Below are 23,106 nucleotides of genomic sequence, written 5' to 3'. Positions count from 1 at the left end.
CAAAGTTACACAATGATTATTAGAATAAAAACTTTTATATGAATTTTACCAGCTGGATTTGGTAACACCTGGAATCTTGCCAGCTGAAGCCATCTCTCTGAAAGTGACCCTGTTGATGCCAAATTTTCTCATATATCCTTTTGGACGTCCTGTCAATTTACACCTGTTGTGCAGACGGACCGGTGAAGCATTTTTGGGAAGTTTGTCCAAAGCCTCATAATCACCAGCTGCCTTAAGATCTGCTCTTTTCTTGGCGTATTTGGCTACAAGACGTTCTCTTTTTCTCTCACGAGCTTTTATTGACTCTTTTGCCATAATTATTCTTGATTATTTTTGTTTACAAATGGCATTCCGAAGGATTTCAACAAAACGAAGGCCTCCTCATCAGTATCAGCAGTGGTGACGATAGTGATGTCCATACCGGATATCCTGTTCACCTTTTCTATGCTGATTTCAGGGAAAATGATTTGTTCGGTTACACCTAAAGTGTAATTTCCTCTTCCATCAAAACCTTTGTCATTGATTCCTTTAAAATCCCTGACCCTTGGCAATGCCACAGTCATCAACCTGTCAAGAAATTCATACATCCTCTCACCTCTCAAAGTAACTTTAGCACCAATAGGCATTCCATCTCTAAGTTTAAAATTGGAGATAGAAGTCTTGGCCTTGGTGGCTACAGCTCTTTGACCGGCAATAAGGGTCAATTCCTCAACACCTTGATCTACTAATTTTTTGTCCGCTACAGCTGCTCCGATACCTTTGTTGATCACAATTTTGGTCAGCTTCGGTACTTGCATCACAGACTTGTATTGAAATTTTTCCATTAATACTGGAATAACTTCCTTCTGGTATTTCTCTTTAATTCTTGGACTAGCCATTGATCACCTCCCCGGTTTTCTTAGAATATCTAGTTAATTTTCCGTTTTCACCTGGCTTTCTTCCTGTTCTGGTAGCTTCTCCTGTTTTAGGATCCACCAACATCAGGTTGCTCAAATGAATGGCAGCTTCTTTCTTCTCAATACCTCCCTGAGGATTGGTCGCAGTAGGTTTGATGTGTTTGGTCACCAAATTGAGCCCTTCTACGATCGCCCTGGTCTTTTTGACATCAACAGAAAGAATCTTACCTGATTTACCTTTGTCATCACCCGCCAATACCTTCACGGTATCACCGGTTTTGACATGAAACTTTGGTTTTTTATTGGTCTTGCTTTCCATGATTACAATACTTCTGGGGCTAAAGAAACGATCTTCATAAACTGCTTTTCCCTCAACTCTCTGGCCACAGGTCCGAATATACGGGTTCCTCTGGGCTCATCGTTGTTGTTCAAAAGAACAGCAGCATTATCTTCAAAACGAATGTAAGATCCGTCTTTTCTTCTGATCTCTTTTTTTGTTCTTACTATCACCGCTTTGGAAACGGTACCTTTTTTCATGTTGCTGGAAGAGAGGGCAGACTTGACAGTCACGACCACTTTATCACCTATAGAGGCATATTTTTTTCTGGTTCCTCCCAAAACACGGATCACAAGTACTTCTTTGGCACCTGAATTATCCGCTACGCCTAATCTCGATTCTTGTTGTATCATGATTATTTAGCCTTCTCTATTATTTCCACCAATCTCCAACGCTTGTTCTTGCTCAGCGGACGGGTTTCACTTATTTTTACGGTATCACCTTCGGTGCACTCGTTTTTCTCGTCATGAACCATAAATTTGGTAGTCTTGGCAACAAATTTACCGTAGATCGGGTGTTTTACCTTTCTCTCTACGGCAACAGTGATGGACTTGTCCATCTTGTTGCTGACTACTTTACCTATTCTTTCTTTACGAAGATTTCTCTCTGTAGTAGCCATTTGATTCTTATTTTGCTAGTTGTTTTGCCCTCAAAGCGGTCTTCAATCTTGCGATGAATCGCTTTGTTTCTCTTATTTTATTTGGATTCTCTATGGGAGAAACGGCATGAGCAAATCGCAATTTTGTCAAATTTTCCTGCTCAGCTACAATACGCTCGGCGATTTCACTGTCTGTGAGTGATCTTATTTCAGAGTTTTTCATAGTTTCAAATTATCCCACGTAATCTCTACGTACTACAAATTTTGTACTGACCGGAAGTTTTTGTTGCGCTAACCTTAAGGCTTCCTGCGCTGTTTCCAAGTCTACACCGGTTGCTTCAAAAAGAATGGTTCCAGGTTTGATCACTGCTACCCAATATTCAGGAGCACCTTTCCCTTTACCCATCCTTACTTCAGCGGGCTTTTTGGTAATCGGCTTGTCAGGAAAAATCCTGATCCAAACTTGGCCTTCTCTCTTCATTGCTCTGGTCATGGCAATACGTGCAGCTTCAATCTGTCGCGACGTAATCCATCCAGGTTCCATGGACTTGATGCCAAAGTTGCCGAAAGAAAGCGTATGCCCTCTCTGAGCGATCCCTTTGACCCTGCCCTTTTGCATTTTCCTATATTTAGTTCTTTTTGGCTGTAACATGATTTCTCACTTATTGGTGAAAATTAGTTATTTCTCTTTCTGCGTCTAGGACCATTGTTATCCCTACGTTTGCCTCCTCTTGCGGCGCCTTTTGGCTCGTTGCTCAATCCCGCATTTGGGGAAAGGTCACGCTTGCCATAGACTTCGCCTTTGAAGATCCAAACTTTGATCCCAATGATTCCATATACGGTTTGGGCTTCAGAAATGGCATAATCAATATCTGCTCTCAATGTGTGCAGAGGAATTCTTCCCTCTTTATACATTTCAGATCTTGCCATTTCAGCTCCGCCCAGACGACCGGAAAGCTTTATTTTGATTCCTTCGGCTCCCACTCTCATGGCAGCTGCGATGGATTGTTTCATGGCCCTTCTGAAAGAAATCCTGGCTTCAAGTTGTTGGGCTACAGATTCACCGACCAATTTGGCATCCAGTTCAGGACGCTTGATTTCAAAAATATTGATTTGAACGTCTTTGTTGGTCAGGTTTTTCAGCTCTTCTTTCAGCTTATCTACCTCTGCTCCTCCTTTACCGATCACCACACCCGGACGGGCTGTGTGAATGGTCAGGGTAATTCTTTTCAAAGTTCTTTCGATGATGACCTTGGAAATACCCCCTTTTGGAATCCTGGCATGTACGTACTTTCTGATTTGCTGGTCCTCATAGAGTTTCTCAGCAAAGTCTTTTCCTCCGTACCAGTTGGAATCCCAGCCTTTTATGATACCTAGTCTTAAACCAATTGGGTTAGATTTTTGTCCCATAGTTTGATTTTAATTAGCGTTTTCTTTAGTTTCTACTTCATCAGCGGTAACGGTGCTATTCAAGGCATCGACTATCAGCGTTACATGATTTGATCTTTTACGAATTCTATGGGCTCTTCCCTGCGGTGCAGGTCTCAACCTTTTTAGCATTCGTCCACCGTCTACGGTTAGGGTCTTGATATATAAATCGGCTTCTTCCAATTTTGCATCAGGGTTCTTAGCCTGCCAGTTGGCCACTGCGGAAAGCAGAAGTTTCTCCAATTTGGGAGCACCGTTATTAGGTGTAAACTTCAGAATGCTCAAAGCTTGGCCTACACGCTTCCCTCTTACAAGGTCAGCCACCAATCGCATTTTGCGGGGTGAAGTAGGGGCATTGTTTAATTTTGCTATTGCTTCCATGATTATCTCTTTCCTTTATCTTTTTTGGCAATGTGACCTCTAAAGTTTCTGGTAGGAGCAAATTCCCCCAGTTTATGGCCAACCATGTTATCGGTGACAAATACCGGGATAAACTTGTTGCCATTGTGCACAGCAAAAGTATGTCCGACGAAATCCGGCGAAATCATGGATCTCCTTGACCAGGTTTTGATCACGGATTTCTTTCCCGATTCGTTCATTACCTCTACTTTTTTGCCCAAGTGATGTGCGATATAAGGGCCTTTCTTTAACGAACGTGCCATAATTATTTCGGTCTACTGATGATGTACTTGTTTGAATATCTTTTGGGAGAGCGGGTTTTCTTACCTTTGGCAAGCAACCCTTTTCTCGACCTTGGGTGTCCACCTGATGAACGGCCCTCACCACCACCCATAGGGTGATCGACAGGGTTCATGGCTACACCTCTTGTCCTGGGCCTTCTGCCCAACCAACGCTTCCTACCGGCTTTTCCAAGCACCACGTTCATGTGATCTCCATTTGACACCACCCCTACAGTTGCCATACAGACACCCAACACCAACCTCATCTCGCCTGAAGGCAATTTGATGGTCACGTATTTTCCTTCTCTGGCCACTACCTGGGCATAGGTTCCTGCACTTCTTGCCAACACTGCTCCTTTACCGGGCTTAAGCTCGATATTGTGAACGATGGTACCCAAAGGTACATTGAACATGTGCATGGCGTTGCCCACTTCCGGGGCAACGGTCTCACCGGAAATCACCGTTTGTCCTACTTGCAAACCTTCCGGTGCGATGATATAAGCTTTGGCACCATCCACGTAATACAGTAAAGCTAAACGAGCAGTCCTGTTGGGATCATACTCAATGGCTTTTACCACACCGGGAACACCGAACTTATCTCTCTTAAAATCAACGATTCTAAGTCTTTTCTTATGGCCACCACCGATATACCTGGCGGTCATTTTTCCTGCGCTATTTCTACCACCTGACTTTTTGATAGGTGCCAGCAGGGATTTCTCGGGCTTTGACTTGGTAATCTCGTCAAAAGCCGGCGCCACCCTAAATCTGGTACCCGGAGTAACAGGCTTTAATTTTTTAACTGCCATGATTCTGATTCAATTAAATTTCTCCGTAAAAGTCTATGATTTCACCTTCAGCAACTTGTACGATAGCCTTTTTAAAGGAATTGGTGAAACCACTTACAATTTTATTTTTGGTGTATCTTGTTTTATGCTTTGCAGCATAACGCATCGTTCTTACGCCGACGACCTTCACACCATACATTTTCTCAACGGCTCTTTTGATTTCTGGCTTAGTTGCGGTTTTTTCTACCACAAACCCATAAACTCCTCGTTCGTTCATCGCAGAAATCTTTTCCGTAATCAAAGGCTTTTTTAGTATATCCATTGTCTTACTTCGATAAAAGGGTTTCTAACTTGTCCAAGGCACCTTCACACAATACCAGTTTGTCGGCATTCAACACCGCATAGGTATTGATGTCGCTTACAGCCAGGACATTGGTCTTAGGAATGTTTCTGCTGGACAGATACACGTTTTTGTCGTAATCCGGAAGAACAAGAAGTGTCTTTTGGCCAGTAAGATTCAGGCTGTTCAACAGAGCCAAATAGTCTTTGGTCTTTGGTGCATCAAAGCTGATGTTTTCCAATACCATGACACTTTCGTCCTTGGCTTTGTAGCTAAGGGCAGAAAATCTGGCCAATTGTTTTAATTTCTTATTCAGTTTGAAAGAGTAATCTCTCGGTCTTGGACCGAATACCCTTCCTCCACCTCTGAAAAGCGGAGACTTGATGGATCCTGCTCTCGCACCACCAGTTCCTTTTTGCTTTTTGATTTTTCGGGTAGAACCTGCTATTTCGTTTCTTTCTTTGGACTTGTGCGTTCCCTGTCTTTGGTTAGCCAGATACTGCTTTACATCCAAATAGATCGCATGATCATTGGGCTCGATAGCGAAAATATCATCTGAAAGGGTGATTTTTCTACCGGTATCTTCGCCGTTATGTTTAAATACTGCTAATTCCATTTGCTTACTTCTCTAGGATAACGAAAGAATTCTTTGCGCCCGGCACTGAGCCGCTCACAAGAATCAAATTCTTTTCAGGATAAATTTTGAGTACTCTGAGGTTCAATACTTTCACCCTGTTTCCGCCCATTCTTCCTGCCATACGCATTCCTTTGAATACCCTGGAAGGCCATGAACACGCTCCGATAGAGCCTGGGTGCCTCTGTCTGTTGTGCTGACCGTGGGTTTGTCCACCTACACCAGCAAAACCATGGCGTTTTACCACACCTTGGAATCCTTTTCCTTTAGAAGTGCCAATGGCATCAACAAAGTCACCTTCTACGAATACACCATCAGGATTTACGGTTTTGCCGAGGTCTACCTGACCTTCAAACTCAATCCTAAAATCCCTGAATTCTACAACTTTCTGCTTCGGCGTGGTGCCGGCCTTTTTGAAATGGCCCATCAGTGGCTTAGGCGTATTTTTTTCCTTACGCTCACCAAATGCCAGCTGAACAGCGTTGTACCCGTCTGATTCAACATTTTTTACTTGCGTAACTACGCAAGGACCAGCTTCTATTAGCGTGCATGCGACATTTCGTCCATCGGCACTAAAAATGCTAGTCATTCCTACTTTTTTTCCTATTATTCCAGACATCTTCTGTTGTATAATATTATTGTACACAGGCGTTTACGCACCTGTGCCCTTTTTAAAGGACTGCAAAGTTAGTAATTTATCATCAGCTAACAAATTACAACTTATATATTTTCAAACATTTACGTAAAATAATCTCCTTAAAAAGCAATTCAACCTAGGCATGGATCGAAAGAAATGAACTGCGTTTTTAAAAATGACAAAATAAAAACCCACACCGCATAAGGTGTAGGTTTTTCACTGATATGTTGTAGGCAGGTCAGACTTTGATTTCTACATCGACACCGCTAGGGAGTTCGATCTTCATCAAAGCATCTACCGTCTTACCGCTGTTGGAATAAATATCCACCAACCTTTTGTAAGTACAAAGTTGATACTGATCTCTGGCTTTCTTGTTCACGTGAGGAGACCTCAATACGGTGAACTTTTCTTTTTTGGTAGGCAATGGAATCGGTCCCACTACAATGGCACCGGTAGATTTCACTGCTTTTACGATCTTCTCAGATGACTTGTCCACCAGGCTGTGATCGTAAGACTTTAATTTTATTCTGATTTTCTGATTCATTTTCGATAGAATTTAGACTTTCTCGCCTTTTACTTTTGCAATCACAGTTTCCGCTATGTTGGTCGGAGTAGGCTCATAATGAGAGAAGGTCAAAGAAGCGGTAGCTCTACCAGAGGTGATGGTCCTCAAGTCAGTAACATAACCGAACAACTCAGACAAAGGGACATCAGCTTTGATTACGCTGGAAGTGCCTTTGGTATCCATTCCTTTCATCAATCCCCTTCTTCTGTTCAAATCTCCGGTAATGGGGCCGGTATATTCATCAGGAGAAACCACTTCCACCGCCATGATGGGTTCCAAAAGGGCTGGCTTACACTTTTTAGCTGCCTCTTTAAATCCGATTCTAGCTGCCAATTCAAAGGAAAGGGCATCGGAATCGACATCGTGGAAAGATCCGTGGAAAAGCCTTACTTTCATGGACTCAATGGGGTAACCCGCCAATGGACCGTTTTTCATGGCCTCGTTGAATCCTTTTTGGATCGCAGGGATAAATTCTTTCGGAATCACACCACCTACAATGCCATTGACAAAGTCCAAACCTTGTTTGATCTCACCTGTCTCAGGATCTTTGTCCTTGGGTCCAAGTTCAAATACGATATCGGCAAATTTTCCTTTACCACCGGTTTGCTTTTTGTAAACTTCTTTATGCTCAACCGAACTGAATAGAGCTTCTTTATATGCCACCTGAGGAGCACCTTGGTTGATTTCAACCTTGAACTCTCTTTTCAATCGGTCTATAATGATGTCTAAGTGAAGCTCACCCATACCTCTCAAGATGGTCTGACCGGTTTCGTGGTCAGTATTGACCTGAAGCGTAGGGTCTTCCTCTACTAGTTTGGCAATGGCCATACCCAGTTTATCCACATCAGCCTGCGTTTTAGGCTCGATGGCATAACCGATTACTGGCTCTGGGAATACCATGGATTCCAGAACTACTTTACGCTTTTCGTCACAAAGGGTATCACCGGTTTTGATGTCTTTAAACCCAACCACCGCAGCAATATCACCAGCTACCAATCTTTCGATTTGGTTCTGCTTGTTGGCATGCATCTGGAATACCCTTGAGATTCTTTCTTTATTTCCTGAACGGCTGTTGAAAATGTAAGAACCGGATTCCAGCTTGCCGGAATAAGCCCTTACAAAACATAGCCTACCCACAAATGGGTCGGTAGCAATTTTGAAAGCCAAACCGGTAAAAGGTTCGTTTTCATCAGGACTGATTTTAACGTCTTTTTCTGAATCCAAAGAAGTAGCAACGATATCATCTTTGTCCATAGGAGATGGCAACAGTTCCATCACCAGGTCCAACATGGTCTGTACTCCTTTGTTTTTGAAAGATGATCCGCAGACCATAGGGACAATTTTCATGTCGATGGTTGCCGCTCTTAGCGCTTTCAATATTTCAGCTTCTGTGATGGAATCGGGATCATCGAAGAATTTCTCCATCAATGACTCGTCGTAGTCAGCAACAGCTTCTAAAAGGTGCTCTCTATACTCGGCCACTTCTTCCTCCATATCTGCTGGAATGGGAACTTCCTCGTACGTCATGCCCAAGTCATCTTCGTTCCAGATGATGGCTCGGTTGTTGATCAGGTCAACTACCCCTCTGAATTTTTCTTCTGCACCAATGGGTAACTGCAAAGGCACCCCATTGCTACCCAATTTTTCTTTGACCTGCTTGCACACATCAAGAAAATCAGCACCTGCACGGTCCATCTTGTTGACAAATCCGATTCGGGCTACTTTATAATTATCTGCCAGACGCCAGTTGGTTTCAGACTGAGGCTCTACCCCGTCTACAGCGCTGAAAAGGAATACCAACCCATCCAAGACCCGGAGCGACCTGTTTACCTCTACGGTAAAATCCACGTGACCTGGTGTATCGATGATGTTGATTTGGTATTTTTGATCTCTGTAATTCCAAAAAACGGTGGTGGCAGCCGAAGTGATGGTAATCCCTCTTTCCTGCTCTTGTGCCATCCAGTCCATGGTAGCTGCTCCATCATGAACTTCACCTATTTTATGGCTTACGCCGGAATAAAAAAGGATTCTTTCAGTGGTAGTAGTTTTACCTGCATCAATGTGTGCAGCAATACCGATGTTCCTAGTGTACTTTAAATCTCTGGCCATTACTATTAAAATCTAAAATGTGAGAATGCTTTGTTGGCTTCTGCCATCCTGTGCGTATCATCTTTTTTCTTCACTGCCGCGCCTTCTCCTTTGGAAGCAGACATAATCTCTCCCGCTAATCTGTCCATCATGGTCTTCTCACCCCTTTTTCTTGCATAGGTGATCATCCATTTGATTCCAAGTGACGTTTTCCTTTCGGGTCTGACTTCCATTGGCACTTGGAATGTTGCTCCACCAACTCTTCTACTCTTTACCTCTACGGCAGGAGTGATGTTGGTAAGCGCTTTTTTCCAAACCTCAAGACCGTTCTCACCTGTTTTATCCTCTACTTTAGCTACCGCATCGTAGAAGATTTTGTAAGCAATACTCTTCTTCCCGTCTACCATAAGGCAGTTCACAAACTTGGTGACCAAAGTATCATTGAACTTCGGGTCAGGAAGAATATATCTCTTTTTTGGTTTCGCTTTTCTCATTATTTCTTAAATGTGTTTTTCTTATTTCTTGGCATCTTTAGGACGCTTCGCACCGTACTTGGAGCGACCTTGCTTACGGTCTTTTACTCCGGCAGTATCCAATGCACCTCGGATGATGTGATACCTCACACCTGGAAGGTCCTTAACACGACCACCCCTAATCAAAACTATGGAGTGCTCCTGCAAGTTGTGACCCTCACCAGGAATATAAGCATTCACCTCTTTTCCATTCGTCAATCTTACCCTGGCTACCTTCCTCATCGCGGAGTTCGGCTTCTTAGGCGTGGTAGTGTACACCCTGGTACACACACCCCTACGCTGAGGGCAAGCGTCAAGTGCTCTTGACTTTGACTTGGTCTCAAGGGTGTTTCTACCTTTTCTTACTAACTGTTGTATAGTAGGCATTAACTGATAAAATTTATTTTGCTTCTTTAAACTGTTAAATTTTGGACTGCAAAGGTAGTGAAATCAATAAAACAAACAAAATTAACGTGTTATATTTTTGTTAGGCTTCACCGGGACTTCCAAAGTTGAGCGGAAACTGCGGGGCAGCTCCTCCGGTTGGAATCTTGCCAAATGCTTGTTCGTATTTTTCAATGTTGTCCTTCAAGGCAGCCAATAACCTTTTGGCATGATCCGGGGTCATGATGATCCGTGATTTTACTTTGGCCTTGGGTACGCCTGGCATAAGTCTGATGAAGTCCACCACAAATTCCGAATTGCTGTGCGCGATCATGGCTAGATTGGAATAAATGCCTTCCGCCACTTCCTCAGGCAATTCTACATTGATCTGCTGATCTCCCCTTGGGGGTTGTTTTTTGTCCTCTTCCATATGCATTTGATTGAAAAAGGCCTGTAAATTACGCTTACAGGCCTTTATTGTATTAGAACCTAAAATCTTATCTGATCACCTCTTTGGCTCTCTTCATAGATTTTTCTTTCTCTGCGGTCAATTTGTCATATTCTTCCTGTGACCCTACGATCATTTTGTGGAAATGTCTCTGACCGGTTCCGGCAGGGATCAAATGGCCCACAATCACGTTTTCTTTCAGTCCCAGAAGTTCATCTCGCTTGCCTCGGATCGCAGCTTCACTCAATACTTTGGTGGTTTCCTGGAAGGAAGCTGCTGAAATAAAGCTTTCAGTTCCCAAAGACGCGGCAGTTATACCCTGTAAGGTAGGTTTGGAAACGGCTGTTTCTGCGTCCCTTACCTGCACTAGCTTGAGGTCTTTCCGTTTCAGACTGGAATTCTCATCTCTAAGCCTTCTAGCAGTGATGATCATACCTGGCTTTAAGGTGCTGGAATCTCCGGCATCCATAACCACTTTTTTGTCCAAGATGGTGTCGTTCTCTTCACGGAACGCCCACTTGTCTACAATCTGACCCTGAAGGAATCCAGTGTCCCCTGCATCCAAGATCTCAACTTTCTGCATCATTTGGGTTACGATAACCTCGATGTGCTTGTCATTGATTTTTACACCTTGTAGTCGGTAAACTTCCTGAATCTCATTGACCAGGTATTCCTGCACCGCCGTTGGGCCTTTGATGGAAAGGATGTCATTTGGAGTAATCGCTCCATCAGACAAAGCCTCACCTGCTCTGATGAAATCATTTTCCTGCACCAAAATATGCTTGGAAAGAGAAACCATGTATCTTTTCTTCACCCCATCTCTGGACTCAATGAAGATTTCACGGTTACCCCTCTTGATGCCACCATAGGTTACCACACCGTCGATTTCGGAAACCACAGCCGGATTGGATGGGTTTCTGGCCTCGAACAATTCAGTTACCCTAGGCAAACCACCGGTGATGTCTCTGGTTTTTCCAACAGAACGTGGGATTTTTACCAGGATCTGACCAGCTTTTACCTTTTCGCCCTGATCTACCGCCAAGTGGGCGCCGACAGGAACGTTATAGGACTTGCTTTCGTCTCCGTATTCCACCACCACTGCGGGGTTTTTGGTTTTGTCCTTGGTATCTATGATTACTTTTTCTCTATAGCCTGTCTGATCATCAGCCACTTCTTTGTAAGTGATGCCTTCAATGACTGCCTCAAAAGCAACCTCTCCATCGTATTCGGATAAAATCACAGCATTGTATGGATCCCAAGTACAGAGAGAATCTCCTTTGGCCAATTTCTGACCGTCCTTGACATTCAGTATCGCGCCGTAAGGCACGTGGTTCGACACCAGGGTCTTACCGGATTTTACATCATTGATTTTGATCTCACCGGATCTACCCATCACGATAGAAACTTTCTCACCATCCTTATTGGTAGTATCGATCCATTTCAATTCTTCGTCAAATTCGACCACTCCGTCAAATTTGGCATTGATACTTGCTTCAACGGAAATGTTGGACGCTGTACCCCCTACGTGGAAGGTTCTCAAGGTCAACTGAGTACCTGGTTCACCGATAGATTGAGCGGCGATTACACCTACAGATTCCCCTACTTGCACCATGTTACCGGTGGCCAGGTTGCGTCCATAACATTTGGCGCAGACACCTCTTCTGGTTTCACAGGTCAGTACAGATCTGATTTCAACTTCATCTATCGGAGATTCATCTACATTTCGGGCAATCTCATCCGTGATTTCCACACCTGCTGGTACGATCAATTCATCTGTGATCGGATGGTAAACATCGTGGACAGACACCCTACCCAGAATTCTTTCGGAAAGCGGTTCCACGATCTCGTCGTTGTCCCTCAATGGCTGAACGATCAATCCCCTCAAGGTGCCGCAGTCATCTTCAGAAATGATCATGTCTTGGGCTACATCCACAAGCCTTCTTGTCAAATAACCTGCATCAGCTGTTTTCAAAGCTGTATCAGCAAGTCCTTTTCGGGCACCGTGGGTGGAAATAAAGTATTCCAATACATCCAATCCTTCTTTAAAGTTGGAAAGAATCGGGTTTTCGATGATTTCTCCAACTGAACCCTGAAGGTTTTTCTGTGGCTTGGCCATCAGACCCCTCATACCGCCTAGCTGACGAATCTGCTCTCTGGAACCTCTCGCTCCTGAGTGCATCATCATGTATATCGCATTGAAACCTTGCTTATCCTCTTCCATCTGTCTCATCAGAATGTTGGTCAGATTAGAGTTGGTTCTGGTCCAGATGTCAATGACCTGGTTGTATCTTTCGTTGTCGGTGATCAAACCCATCAGATAGTTGTTCCATACCTGGTCAACCTCATCTTTGGCTTTGTTGATCAATGGATCTTTTTCCTCAGGAATGATCACATCATTCAGTCCCATAGATAACCCACCTTCATAAGCCATCTTGAAACCAAGATTTTTGATATCATCCAGGAATTGGGCTGTTCTTGCTACCCCACAGATTTTTACTACTGTAGCGATGATCTGCTGTAGCTTTTTCTTGGTCAACAGCTCATTTACAAATCCAACCTCTTTAGGAACAAACTGGTTGAAAATCAACCTACCGGCTACGGTATCGATGATTTTATCTTCCAATTCTCCGCTTTCCGTTCTTACAGAAACCTTACACTTGATGTTGGCATGAGGGGATACCCTTCCTTCATTTAAAGAAATAAGTACCTCTTCCTCTCCATAGAATGTCATTCCTTCACCATCCACTACCTCTTCAGGGGTGGATTTCTTTCCTTTGGTCACATAGTAAAGGCCCAACACCATATCCTGGGAAGGAACAGTAATCGGTGCCCCATTTGCAGGGTTCAGGATATTGTGTGAGGAAAGCATCAAAGTAGACGCTTCCAAAATGGCTTCATGTCCCAAAGGAACGTGTACAGCCATTTGGTCACCGTCAAAATCCGCGTTAAAGGCAGTACAGACGAGTGGGTGCAATTGAATGGCTTTGCCTTCGATAAGTTTAGGCTGGAAAGCCTGAATACCCAATCGGTGCAAAGTTGGCGCTCTGTTAAGCAATACCGGATGTCCTTTCAATACGTTTTCCAGGATGTCCCATACTACCGGATCTTTTCTGTCTACTATTTTCTTGGCTGATTTTACAGTTTTGACAATGCCTCTTTCAATCAGTTTTCTGATGATAAAAGGCTTGAACAATTCTGCCGCCATATTTTTAGGCAATCCGCATTCATGCAGCTTAAGTTCAGGGCCTACCACGATCACAGAACGACCGGAGTAATCCACCCTTTTACCCAACAGGTTTTGACGGAATCGGCCTTGCTTTCCTTTCAGCATGTCTGAAAGTGACTTCAATGCCCTGTTTCCATCGGATCTTACTGCATTTACTTTTCTTGAGTTATCGAATAAGGAATCCACCGCTTCCTGAAGCATCCTTTTTTCGTTTCTCAGAATCACTTCTGGCGCTTTGATGTCGATCAACCTTTTCAATCGGTTGTTTCGGATGATGACCCTTCTGTAAAGGTCATTCAAATCAGAAGTGGCAAATCTACCACCGTCCAATGGCACCAAAGGTCTTAATTCCGGTGGAATGACAGGAACCATCCTGACCACCATCCACTCCGGACGGTTTTCAATTCTGGTTCGGGCTTCTCTAAAGGCTTCCACTACTTTCAGCCTCTTCAAAGCTTCCGCTTTTCTTTGCTGTGAAGTATCAGTGGCAGCTTGGTGACGTAAGCTGTAAGAAAGATCATCCAAATCCAGTCTGGCCAACAACATCTCAATGGCTTCAGCACCCATTTTGGCGATGAATTTATTGGGATCTTCGTCGTCCATCATTTGGTTTTCCTTAGGAAGCTTGTCCATGATGTCCAAGTACTCGTCCTCAGTGAGGAAATCCAGGTATTGGATACCATCTTCAGCCTTCACGCCAGCTTGGATGACGGCATATCTTTCATAATAGACAATCTGATCCAGTTTCTTGGTAGGCAATCCCAACAAGTAACCGATTTTATTTGGCAGGGATTTGAAGTACCAGATGTGAGCGACAGGAACCACCAATTCGATATGGCCCATTCGTTCCCTTCTCACTTTCTTTTCTGTCACTTCTACACCACATCTGTCACAGATGATGCCTTTATATCTTATGCGCTTGTATTTTCCACAATGACATTCCCAGTCTTTCACAGGACCGAAAATTCGCTCACAGAACAAACCACCCATTTCAGGCTTATAGGTTCTGTAGTTGATGGTTTCCGGCTGCGTCACTTCACCATGGGAGCTGTCCAGAATGGATTCTGGGGAAGCTAAACTTATGGTGACTCTGGAAAAGTCGATGTTTAGTTTTTTATTTTTTCTGAACGCCATAATTTAATCAGTGAGTATGTGAAGGGCCTTTCGGCCCATTTTTTTTCAATTAGTCTAATGTAATCTCAAGGGCAAGACCTCTCAGTTCATGCACCAAAACGTTAAAGGATTCCGGAATGTTCGGTTTCGGAAGGTTCTCTCCTTTTACGATGGCTTCATAGGCCTTGGCCCTACCGATGACATCATCAGACTTCACTGTCAGGATCTCCTGCAACACATGAGAAGCACCGAATGCTTCCAATGCCCATACTTCCATCTCCCCGAATCGCTGTCCACCAAATTGGGCTTTACCACCCAAAGGCTGCTGCGTGATCAAGGAATATGGCCCGATGGACCTTGCGTGCATTTTGTCATCCACTAGGTGACCCAGTTTCAGCATGTAGGTAATTCCTACGGTTACAGGCTGGTCAAAGCGCTTACCGGATAGTCCATCATACAAGTAAGTTCTGCCATAAGGTGGAAGTTTTGCATCCTCCAGTTCCTTGGCTACTTCTTCCATGGTGGCCCCATCAAAGATCGGTGTTGCGTATTTCTTGTCCAGTTTCTGTCCAGCCCACGCCAATACCGTTTCGAAAATCTGACCGATGTTCATCCTGGATGGTACACCTAGCGGATTCAATACGATATCCATTGGGGTTCCGTCTTCCAGGAAAGGCATGTCTTCTTCTCTAACGATTCTGGCCACGATGCCTTTGTTACCGTGTCGACCTGCCATCTTATCGCCCACTTTCAGCTTCCGCTTCTTGGCGACATAGACTTTGGCCAGCTGTACGATTCCTGCAGGCAATTCATCTCCCACTTCGAGGGTGAACTTATCTCTTTTGAATCTGCCAGAAATCTCGTTTCTGGAGTTCACGTAATTTTTCACCAATTTCTGTACTAGAGAATTGATATGGGCGTCCTCTGTCCAATCATCCAAGATGATATCAGAAACCAGGTTCGCTTCCTCTGGCACATTGTAATTGCTTTCGTCACGGTAAGGATTTTTGGCAGGGAATAAATTCTGCTCAATGTTTTTTGCATTGAATTTCATTCCTTTGCTGATGATCTCATCACCGAATTTATGCCTTACGCCCTGAGAAGTTTTTCCATCCAGAATATCGATCAACTTGTTGATCATTCTGGCACGGATACCCAAAAGGTCCTTGGCATATTTAGACTTAAGCTTTTCAACTTCCGCCTTAGCTTTTACCCTTAGGTCCTTGTCTTTTTTAGGTCTGGAAAAGAGTTTGGTTTCGATCACCACACCGTTCAAGGAAGGAGAGGCCTTTAAAGAAGCATCTTTTACATCCCCTGCTTTGTCACCAAAAATGGCCCTTAGCAGTTTTTCTTCCGGAGTAGGGTCTGTTTCACCTTTAGGGGTGATTTTACCGATGATGATGTCTCCTTCTTTCAGTTCGGCACCGATTCTGATGATCCCGTTCTCATCCAGGTTTTTCACCGCTTCTTCAGAGACATTTGGAATTTCAGAGGTCAATTCCTCTTCACCCCTCTTGGTGTCCCTTACTTCAAGCTGAAATTCTTCGATGTGGATAGAAGTGAAGATGTCTTCCCTCACCACCCGTTCTGAAATTACAATGGCATCTTCAAAGTTATAACCCTGCCAAGGCATGTAGGCTACTCTCAGGTTTTTACCAAGCGCCAATTCACCTTTGGAAGTGGAATAACCTTCTACCAAGACTTGACCTTTTGTAACTTTTTCCCCTTTGAGCACCAAAGGAGAAAGGTTGATGGTCGTGTCTTGATTGGTTCTCCTGAATTTGATCAGGTCATATGTTTTATATTCATCACTGAAATTGACCAAAAGGTCATCTTCAGAAAGATCATATTTAACCACAATTTTTTTGGCATCCACATAGTCCACCACACCATTGGCTTCAGCAATGATCAGCGATCTCGAGTCGGTTGCGGCTTTGGCCTCAAGTCCTGTACCCACGATCGGAGATTCTGCTTTTAGCAACGGAACGGCCTGACGCTGCATGTTGGATCCCATCAGCGCCCGGTTGGCATCATCATGCTCCAAGAATGGAATAAGCGATGCTGCCACAGATACGATCTGATTTGGGGCCACGTCCATGTAGCTGATTTCCTTGGGTTCCAATACCGGGAAGTCACCCTCAAATCTGGCTTTTACCTTTTCGTTGACGAAATTTCCTTTTTCATCCAAAGGAGCATTGGCCTGAGCGATATTGTTGTCATCCTCTTCTTCTGCGGTCAGGAACACGATGTCTTCCTGATTCATATTTACTTTGCCTTCTGCTACTTTTCGGTAAGGGGTTTCCAAGAATCCCATGGCATTCACTTTGGCGTGAACGCAAAGGGAAGAAATCAAACCGATGTTTGGTCCTTCAGGGGTTTCGATGGTACAAAGTCGACCGTAGTGGGTGTAGTGCACATCCCTTACTTCAAATCCTGCTCTTTCTCTGGAAAGTCCACCGGGACCCAAAGCAGAAAGTCTTCTTTTGTGGGTCAGTTCCGCAAGCGGGTTGGTCTGATCCATGAACTGGGAAAGCTGATTGGTTCCAAAGAAGGAGTTGATCACAGAGGACAGCGTCCTTGCATTGATCAAATCTACCGGTTTGAAATCCTCATTGTCCCTTACGTTCATTCTTTCACGGATGGTACGGGCCATTCTGGCCAGTCCCACACCGAATTGACTGTACAACTGCTCGCCCACTGTTCTTACTCTCCTATTGCTCAAGTGGTCAATGTCATCGACTACTGCTTTGGAGTTGATCAAACCGATCAGGTATTTTACAATACTGATGATATCTTCAGTGGTAAGGACAATTTTCAGGGAATCAATGTTCAGCCCCAGCTTTTTGTTGATTCTATAACGACCTACCTCACCCAGATCATAACGCTTGTCTGAGAAGAACAATCCGTGGATTACTTCCCTTGCAGTCGCCTCATCAGGTGCTTCGGTATTTCTTAATTGCCTATAAATTACCTCTACGGCTTCTTTTTCAGAATTTGAGTTATCCTTCTGTAAGGTATTGTAGATGATAGAGTAATCAGCCACATTCACATCTTCCCTGTGCAGGATGACGCTTTTGGCACCTGATTCCAGGATCAGCTCTATGTCTTCGTCCGATAGGATGGAGTCTCTTTCCAACAACACTTCGTTTCTGTCAATAGAAACGACTTCACCGGTATCTTCATCCACAAAGTCTTCCACCCAGGTTTTCAATACCCGGGCAGCCAATTTTCTACCTGTGATTTTCTTCAGGGTAGATTTATTGGCAGGAACTTCTTCAGAAAGGCCAAAGAGATCCAATATTTCTTTATCTGAACCGTAACCAATAGCTCTAAGCAATGTCGTTACGGGGAATTTCTTTTTCCTGTCGATGTATGCGTACATGACATTGTTGATGTCAGTTGCAAATTCGATCCATGAGCCTTTGAAAGGAATGATCCTGGCAGAATACAGTTTGGTACCGTTCGTGTGCTTGCTTTGGGCAAAGAACACCCCGGGAGACCTGTGCAGCTGAGACACGATGACACGTTCGGCGCCATTGATGACAAAGGAACCTTTTTCGGTCATGTAGGGCAGGTTGCCCAAGAATACTTCCTGTTCGATGGTCTCGAAATCCTCATTGTCCTCATCATGGCAAAGGAGGCGTAGTTTGGCTTTGAGGGGCACTGAATAGGTCAGGCCTCTGTCAATACACTCTCCCACACTATATTTGGGGGGATCTACGGTGTAGTCAATAAATTCAAGGGTAAAGTTCTCTCTGGAGTCACTGATCGGGAAATTCTCGGAGAACACCTTGAACAGACCATCTTGCCTTCTTTTCTCTGCGGGAGTATCCAACTGGAAAAAATCTTTGAATGATTGAAGTTGGATGTCGAGAAAGTCTGGATAGTCTTTGACTACCTTAATGGATGAGAAACTTTTCCTTACGGTTTGATTCTGGATAGCCAAGGCAGTATTTGTTTATAGTGAAAATTTTTCTAGTATTAAGCTAATTAAAGCTTGGAATAGTGCAATTTTGTACCTGTGCACAAACAGGAAAAGACCTGACTTAAAAGTCAGGTCTTCTTTGGATAACCATTACCTAATTGGCAAGGTTATTCAAATTATTTAATCTCTACTTCAGCACCAGCTTCCTCAAGAGACTTCTTAAGTGCTTCAGCCTCGTCTTTTGCGATGCCTTCTTTGATGGCTTTAGGAGCAGAGTCTACTACTTCTTTAGCTTCTTTCAGGCCAAGACCGGTCAATTCTTTTACAAGTTTAACCACTGCCAATTTTGCTCCGCCTGCGGCTTTCAAAATAACGTCAAAAGAAGTTTTTTCTTCTTCAGCGGCTGCTTCACCAGCTCCTGCACCACCAGCTACTACTGTAGCTGCTGCAGCAGCAGGCTCGATGCCATACTCGTCCTTCAAAATAGCGGCTAACTCACTAACCTCTTTAACAGTCAAGTTTACCAACTGCTCAGCGAATGCTTTAAGATCTGCCATTGTATTATAAATTTAATTGTTGTTTGTTACTGATTGAATTGATTGAAATTATGATTCCCTTTCGGAGAGTGTTTTGACCAAACCTGCCAAGGTATGCTGACCGCTTTGTAGAGCGGAGATCACATTTTTGGCTGGAGATTGGAGCAATCCGATGACCTCTCCCAGAAGTTCTTCTTTAGATTTAAGTTTGGACAGTAATTCAAGGTTTTCTTCACCGATGAAAACGTCCGTATCTATAGAAGCTCCTTTGAGCGCAGGTTTGGTTGCTTTTTTCCCCAACTTTTTCCTAAAGTCAATTAGGATTTTGGCAGGAAGGTTTGAAGTTTCAGGAGAGAAAATGATTCCTGAAAATCCTTTAAGCGCTTGTTCTGATAAGGTTGAATAATCAGCTTCCTGATTTTCAAGCGCCTTTTTGATCAAGGTGTTTTTGTACACTTTGTACTCTACACCTTTTTCAAAACACACTTTTCTAAAGGCATTGATCTGAGCGACACTGAAACCGGATGCATCTGTAATATAGAAATGCGGGGTTTCCTTGAATTTCTCAGTAAGACCTTCGATTATTACTTGTTTCTCGTCTCTAGTCATGATTAAATTCCTTGAATACTCCCTTTATCTACGATGATGCCTGGCGACATGGTGCTCGACAAATGGATGCTTTTAAAATAAGTACCTTTGGAAGAAGCAGGCTTTAATTTAGAGATGGTCATCACCAATTCTTTCACATTTTCCTGAATTTTCTCAGGGGTAAAAGACACCTTGCCAACACTGGCATGGATGATTCCGAACTTGTCTACTTTAAAGTCTATCTTTCCAGCTTTAACTTCTCTAACTGCTTTGCCCACTTCCATGGTCACAGTTCCTGATTTTGGGTTGGGCATCAAGCCTCTTGGACCCAAAACTCTACCTAAACGACCCACTTTAGCCATGACACTAGGTGTAGTGATGATGACGTCAATGTCAGTCCACCCACCTTCAATCTTGGCGATATAATCGTCTAAACCAACATAGTCTGCACCAGCTTCTTTCGCTTCCTCTACTTTGTCAGGGGTACACAAAACCAAAACTTTGATTTCTTTTCCCGTTCCATGAGGCAAAGCCACCACTCCTCTTACCATTTGGTCTGCCTTCCGAGGATCCACGCCCAATCGGACATCAAGATCAACAGATGCATCAAACTTGGTAAGTGTGATGTCTTTGACGATTGAAGAAGCTTCAGCCAGGGAGTACTGTTGGCTTGCGTCGTACTTAGAAAGAGCTTCTTTTTGCTTTTTTGTTAACTTAGCCATTTTTTTGATTTTATTCCTCCCAAGGAGCTTTTCCTGAAACTGTGATTCCCATGCTTCTTGCTGTACCGGCGATCATTTTCATCGCTGATTCAATCTTGAAGGCATTCAGGTCAGGCATTTTCACCTCAGCAATTTCTTTTACCTGATCCCAGGATACAGAACCTACTTTCTTCCTGTTGGGCTCAGCAGAGCCACTTTTGATTTTGGCCGCCTCTATCAGCATGTTTGCTGCCGGAGGGGTTTTGACTACAAAATCAAACGTCTTATCCGAATAAATCGTGATAAGTACAGGAACAATTTGTCCCATTTTTTCCTGAGTTCTGGCATTGAACTGCTTACAGAACTCCATGATGTTCAAACCCTTGGATCCAAGGGCAGGACCAACCGGAGGAGATGGATTAGCCTGACCACCTTTCACCTGTAATTTCAGATAACCAGTGATTTCCTTAGCCATTTCCTAATCTTGTTTTTCTACTTGTATAAAGTTTAATTCTACTGGGGTATTTCGACCGAAAATCTTCACCATAACATTGAGTTTTTTCTTGTCTTCAAATACCTCTTCTATTGTTCCCGAGAAGCCACTGAAGGGACCATCCATTACTTTTATGGTCTCTCCTACTATAAATGGCGTATCCAGTTTCTCCGCAAACTCATCAATCTCCTCAACCCGACCTAAGATCCGGTTGACTTCTGACTGCCGTAATGGTTCAGGGGTTTTGGAAGCCCCCCCTTGGTTTGATCCTAAGAAACCGATAACACCCGGAATGCTTGTAATCACGTGATTGGCCTCACCGTTGGTCAGATCCGCATTGACCAAAACATAGCCCGGAAAGAAATTTCTCTCCCTGACCCGCTTTTTACCATTGCGCATCTCGTAAACCTTCTCTGCTGGTATCAAAACTTCAGGAATAAATTCATCAAGTTTTTGACGGGCAATTTCATTGTCGAGATAAGTCTTCGCTTTCTTCTCTTGCCCGGCTACCACCCGGAGTACGTACCATTTGTGTTCAGCCATCCGTAATTTATATTCTATTAAAATAAGTCATAAAACCACTTCATCAGGTTCTCGAAACCCAGATCAATTACCCCGATTACCAAGGCAAATATCAATGAGGCAACAAGAACCAATACAGCACTATTTTGTAAAGATGAATACTTCGGCCAAGTGACCTTGTTTTTCATCTCATCGATGGACTCGACAACAAAATTTTTTACATTCATGGTTATACTATTTGATTGCACGGGCAGAGAGATTCGAACTCCCATCAACGGTTTTGGAGACCGCTATTCTACCATTGAACTATGCCCGTAGAAATTTAAGCCCCCAAAAGGACTGCAAAATTACACAACTATGTCCAAAGAAACAAATGCGATCCCGAAAAACTTCAAGATCGCATTTGAATAAATATTGATAATGTGTGATTAGTCAAGAATTTCAGTAACCTGACCGGCTCCTACTGTTCTACCACCCTCACGGATCGCAAAACGAAGACCTTTTTCCAAAGCCACTTTGTTGATCAAAGTCACTTCAATGGTCACGTTATCACCTGGCATTACCATCTCCACATTTTCAGGAAGCATGATCTCACCGGTTACATCTGTGGTTCTCAAGTAGAACTGAGGACGGTATTTGTTAAAGAATGGAGTATGACGTCCACCTTCTTCTTTTGAAAGTACGTAAACTTCTGCTTTGAATAAAGCGTGTGGCTTTACAGAGTTTGGTTTACAGATGATCATTCCTCTTTTGATTTGGGATTTTTCGATGCCTCTAAGCAACAAACCAACGTTGTCACCAGCTTCACCTCTGTCCAAAATCTTACGGAACATTTCCACTCCAGTTACGGTAGACTTCAATCCCTGAGCTCCCATACCGATGATGTCCACTGGATCACCGGAGTTGATTACTCCTCTTTCGATTCTACCAGTAGCCACTGTACCACGACCAGTGATGGAGAACACGTCTTCCACTGGCATCAAAAAGTCCTTGTCGATCAAACGCTCAGGAAGCGGAATGTGCTCATCTACTGCATTCATCAATTCCATTACGGTATCTACCCACTTGGCTTCGCCATTCAAGGCACCAAGAGCTGATCCTTGGATCACAGGGATGTTGTCCCCGTCAAATTCATAGAAAGAAAGCAATTCTCTTACTTCCATGTCTACCAATTCAAGCAGTTCTGGATCATCCACCATGTCTACTTTATTCAAAAATACCACTAGAGCTGGTACACCTACCTGACGGGCAAGCAGGATATGCTCTCTTGTTTGAGGCATAGGTCCATCAGTAGCTGCTACTACCAATATTGCACCGTCCATCTGGGCAGCACCTGTTACCATGTTTTTAACGTAGTCAGCGTGACCAGGACAGTCTACGTGCGCGTAGTGTCTCTTCTCAGTCTGATACTCTACGTGAGATGTGTTGATAGTGATACCTCTTTCTTTTTCTTCGGGAGCATTGTCGATAGAAGAGAAATCTCTTAATTCAGAAAGACCCTTTTCCGCCAATACCTTAGTAATGGCAGCAGTCAATGTTGTCTTTCCATGGTCTACGTGACCAATCGTACCGATGTTTACGTGCGGTTTGGAACGGTCAAAGGTTGCTTTTGCCATGCGTGAAAATCCTCTGTTTTAGTTAGTGTTTGAAATAAATTTATTTAATTTTCA

The 23,106-nt window shown here is 43.7% G+C and carries 28 protein-coding genes and 1 tRNA gene; all 29 read right to left on the bottom strand.

The features are described from left to right. Positions 1-45: 45 nt before the first annotated feature. The 29 genes from rpsN to tuf all read right to left on the bottom strand — a co-directional run bounded on the left by rpsN (position 46) and on the right by tuf (position 23,052). Positions 46-315, bottom strand: a complete 270-nt coding sequence (gene rpsN, locus H1A14_RS12010) for a 30S ribosomal protein S14 (protein ID WP_194776494.1) — start codon at positions 313-315, stop codon at positions 46-48. A 2-nt stretch (positions 316-317) separates the two neighbouring features. After that, positions 318-878 (bottom strand): 50S ribosomal protein L5, encoded by a 561-nt coding sequence (rplE, locus tag H1A14_RS12005; RefSeq protein WP_194776493.1) that lies wholly within the window; start codon positions 876-878, stop codon positions 318-320. Continuing rightward, a complete protein-coding gene (gene rplX, locus H1A14_RS12000; protein ID WP_194776492.1) occupies positions 871-1,215 on the bottom strand; it encodes a 50S ribosomal protein L24 in 345 nt (114 codons plus the stop codon). Before rplX ends, rplE begins: the two co-directional genes overlap by 8 nt. 2 nt (positions 1,216-1,217) lie before the next feature. After that, positions 1,218-1,586, bottom strand: a complete 369-nt coding sequence (gene rplN, locus H1A14_RS11995) for a 50S ribosomal protein L14 (protein WP_194776491.1) — start codon at positions 1,584-1,586, stop codon at positions 1,218-1,220. Between the two features lie 2 nt (positions 1,587-1,588). After that, positions 1,589-1,852 carry a 30S ribosomal protein S17 gene (gene rpsQ / locus H1A14_RS11990; RefSeq protein WP_194776490.1) on the bottom strand — a complete coding sequence of 88 codons (264 nt, stop codon included), beginning with the start codon at positions 1,850-1,852 and terminating at the stop codon, positions 1,589-1,591. Positions 1,853-1,859: 7 nt separating this feature from the next. Continuing rightward, a complete protein-coding gene (rpmC, locus tag H1A14_RS11985) occupies positions 1,860-2,054 on the bottom strand; it encodes a 50S ribosomal protein L29 (protein ID WP_194776489.1) in 195 nt (64 codons plus the stop codon). A gap of 9 nt (positions 2,055-2,063) precedes the next feature. Further along, positions 2,064-2,483, bottom strand: coding sequence for a 50S ribosomal protein L16 (rplP, locus tag H1A14_RS11980; RefSeq protein WP_194776488.1), 420 nt, complete (start codon positions 2,481-2,483; stop codon positions 2,064-2,066). Positions 2,484-2,506: 23 nt separating this feature from the next. After that, positions 2,507-3,241 (bottom strand): 30S ribosomal protein S3, encoded by a 735-nt coding sequence (rpsC, locus tag H1A14_RS11975; protein ID WP_194776487.1) that lies wholly within the window; start codon positions 3,239-3,241, stop codon positions 2,507-2,509. 9 nt (positions 3,242-3,250) lie between these two features. After that, positions 3,251-3,640, bottom strand: coding sequence for a 50S ribosomal protein L22 (rplV, locus tag H1A14_RS11970; protein WP_194776486.1), 390 nt, complete (start codon positions 3,638-3,640; stop codon positions 3,251-3,253). Positions 3,641-3,642: 2 nt separating this feature from the next. Continuing rightward, positions 3,643-3,921, bottom strand: a complete 279-nt coding sequence (gene rpsS / locus H1A14_RS11965) for a 30S ribosomal protein S19 (RefSeq protein WP_194776485.1) — start codon at positions 3,919-3,921, stop codon at positions 3,643-3,645. A gap of 2 nt (positions 3,922-3,923) precedes the next feature. Further along, entirely contained in the window at positions 3,924-4,745 is an 822-nt protein-coding gene (gene rplB, locus H1A14_RS11960) for a 50S ribosomal protein L2 (protein WP_194776484.1), read from the bottom strand. A 13-nt stretch (positions 4,746-4,758) separates the two neighbouring features. Next, a complete protein-coding gene (gene rplW / locus H1A14_RS11955; RefSeq protein WP_194776483.1) occupies positions 4,759-5,046 on the bottom strand; it encodes a 50S ribosomal protein L23 in 288 nt (95 codons plus the stop codon). Between the two features lie 4 nt (positions 5,047-5,050). Beyond that, entirely contained in the window at positions 5,051-5,680 is a 630-nt protein-coding gene (gene rplD, locus H1A14_RS11950) for a 50S ribosomal protein L4 (RefSeq protein WP_194776482.1), read from the bottom strand. A gap of 4 nt (positions 5,681-5,684) precedes the next feature. Then, positions 5,685-6,317, bottom strand: a complete 633-nt coding sequence (gene rplC, locus H1A14_RS11945; protein WP_194776481.1) for a 50S ribosomal protein L3 — start codon at positions 6,315-6,317, stop codon at positions 5,685-5,687. A 256-nt stretch (positions 6,318-6,573) separates the two neighbouring features. Further along, on the bottom strand, positions 6,574-6,879 hold the full coding sequence (gene rpsJ, locus H1A14_RS11940) for a 30S ribosomal protein S10 (RefSeq protein WP_194776480.1): 306 nt from the start codon (positions 6,877-6,879) through the stop codon (positions 6,574-6,576). A 12-nt stretch (positions 6,880-6,891) separates the two neighbouring features. Continuing rightward, a complete protein-coding gene (fusA, locus tag H1A14_RS11935) occupies positions 6,892-9,009 on the bottom strand; it encodes an elongation factor G (RefSeq protein WP_194776479.1) in 2,118 nt (705 codons plus the stop codon). A gap of 5 nt (positions 9,010-9,014) precedes the next feature. After that, positions 9,015-9,482, bottom strand: a complete 468-nt coding sequence (gene rpsG, locus H1A14_RS11930) for a 30S ribosomal protein S7 (RefSeq protein ID WP_194776478.1) — start codon at positions 9,480-9,482, stop codon at positions 9,015-9,017. Between the two features lie 21 nt (positions 9,483-9,503). Beyond that, positions 9,504-9,887, bottom strand: a complete 384-nt coding sequence (rpsL, locus tag H1A14_RS11925; protein ID WP_194776477.1) for a 30S ribosomal protein S12 — start codon at positions 9,885-9,887, stop codon at positions 9,504-9,506. A gap of 100 nt (positions 9,888-9,987) precedes the next feature. Continuing rightward, on the bottom strand, positions 9,988-10,314 hold the full coding sequence (locus H1A14_RS11920) for a DUF3467 domain-containing protein (protein ID WP_194776476.1): 327 nt from the start codon (positions 10,312-10,314) through the stop codon (positions 9,988-9,990). A 67-nt stretch (positions 10,315-10,381) separates the two neighbouring features. Beyond that, positions 10,382-14,692, bottom strand: coding sequence for a DNA-directed RNA polymerase subunit beta' (rpoC, locus tag H1A14_RS11915; RefSeq protein WP_194776475.1), 4,311 nt, complete (start codon positions 14,690-14,692; stop codon positions 10,382-10,384). A gap of 49 nt (positions 14,693-14,741) precedes the next feature. Further along, complete coding sequence (gene rpoB / locus H1A14_RS11910; RefSeq protein WP_194776474.1) at positions 14,742-18,617, bottom strand: DNA-directed RNA polymerase subunit beta; 3,876 nt, start codon at positions 18,615-18,617, stop codon at positions 14,742-14,744. 155 nt (positions 18,618-18,772) lie between these two features. Beyond that, complete coding sequence (gene rplL, locus H1A14_RS11905; protein WP_194776473.1) at positions 18,773-19,153, bottom strand: 50S ribosomal protein L7/L12; 381 nt, start codon at positions 19,151-19,153, stop codon at positions 18,773-18,775. 48 nt (positions 19,154-19,201) lie between these two features. Next, positions 19,202-19,741, bottom strand: a complete 540-nt coding sequence (gene rplJ / locus H1A14_RS11900; protein WP_194776472.1) for a 50S ribosomal protein L10 — start codon at positions 19,739-19,741, stop codon at positions 19,202-19,204. A 2-nt stretch (positions 19,742-19,743) separates the two neighbouring features. After that, the gene (gene rplA / locus H1A14_RS11895) at positions 19,744-20,442 is read right to left on the bottom strand and encodes a 50S ribosomal protein L1 (protein ID WP_194776471.1); all 699 of its coding nucleotides are present in this window, start codon (positions 20,440-20,442) and stop codon (positions 19,744-19,746) included. 10 nt (positions 20,443-20,452) lie between these two features. Continuing rightward, positions 20,453-20,896 carry a 50S ribosomal protein L11 gene (gene rplK, locus H1A14_RS11890; protein WP_194776470.1) on the bottom strand — a complete coding sequence of 148 codons (444 nt, stop codon included), beginning with the start codon at positions 20,894-20,896 and terminating at the stop codon, positions 20,453-20,455. Between the two features lie 3 nt (positions 20,897-20,899). Next, on the bottom strand, positions 20,900-21,457 hold the full coding sequence (nusG, locus tag H1A14_RS11885; RefSeq protein WP_194776469.1) for a transcription termination/antitermination protein NusG: 558 nt from the start codon (positions 21,455-21,457) through the stop codon (positions 20,900-20,902). Positions 21,458-21,474: 17 nt separating this feature from the next. Continuing rightward, complete coding sequence (secE, locus tag H1A14_RS11880) at positions 21,475-21,663, bottom strand: preprotein translocase subunit SecE (protein WP_194776468.1); 189 nt, start codon at positions 21,661-21,663, stop codon at positions 21,475-21,477. 18 nt (positions 21,664-21,681) lie between these two features. Continuing rightward, a tRNA-Trp gene (locus tag H1A14_RS11875) sits at positions 21,682-21,752 on the bottom strand. A 112-nt stretch (positions 21,753-21,864) separates the two neighbouring features. Beyond that, on the bottom strand, positions 21,865-23,052 hold the full coding sequence (tuf, locus tag H1A14_RS11870) for an elongation factor Tu (RefSeq protein ID WP_194776467.1): 1,188 nt from the start codon (positions 23,050-23,052) through the stop codon (positions 21,865-21,867). Positions 23,053-23,106 lie beyond the last annotated feature (54 nt).

This window comes from Pararhodonellum marinum (assembly GCF_015354735.1).
GTDB classification, from domain to species: domain Bacteria; phylum Bacteroidota; class Bacteroidia; order Cytophagales; family Cyclobacteriaceae; genus Pararhodonellum; species Pararhodonellum marinum.
This window is presented reverse-complemented; position numbering and strand designations above follow the sequence as displayed.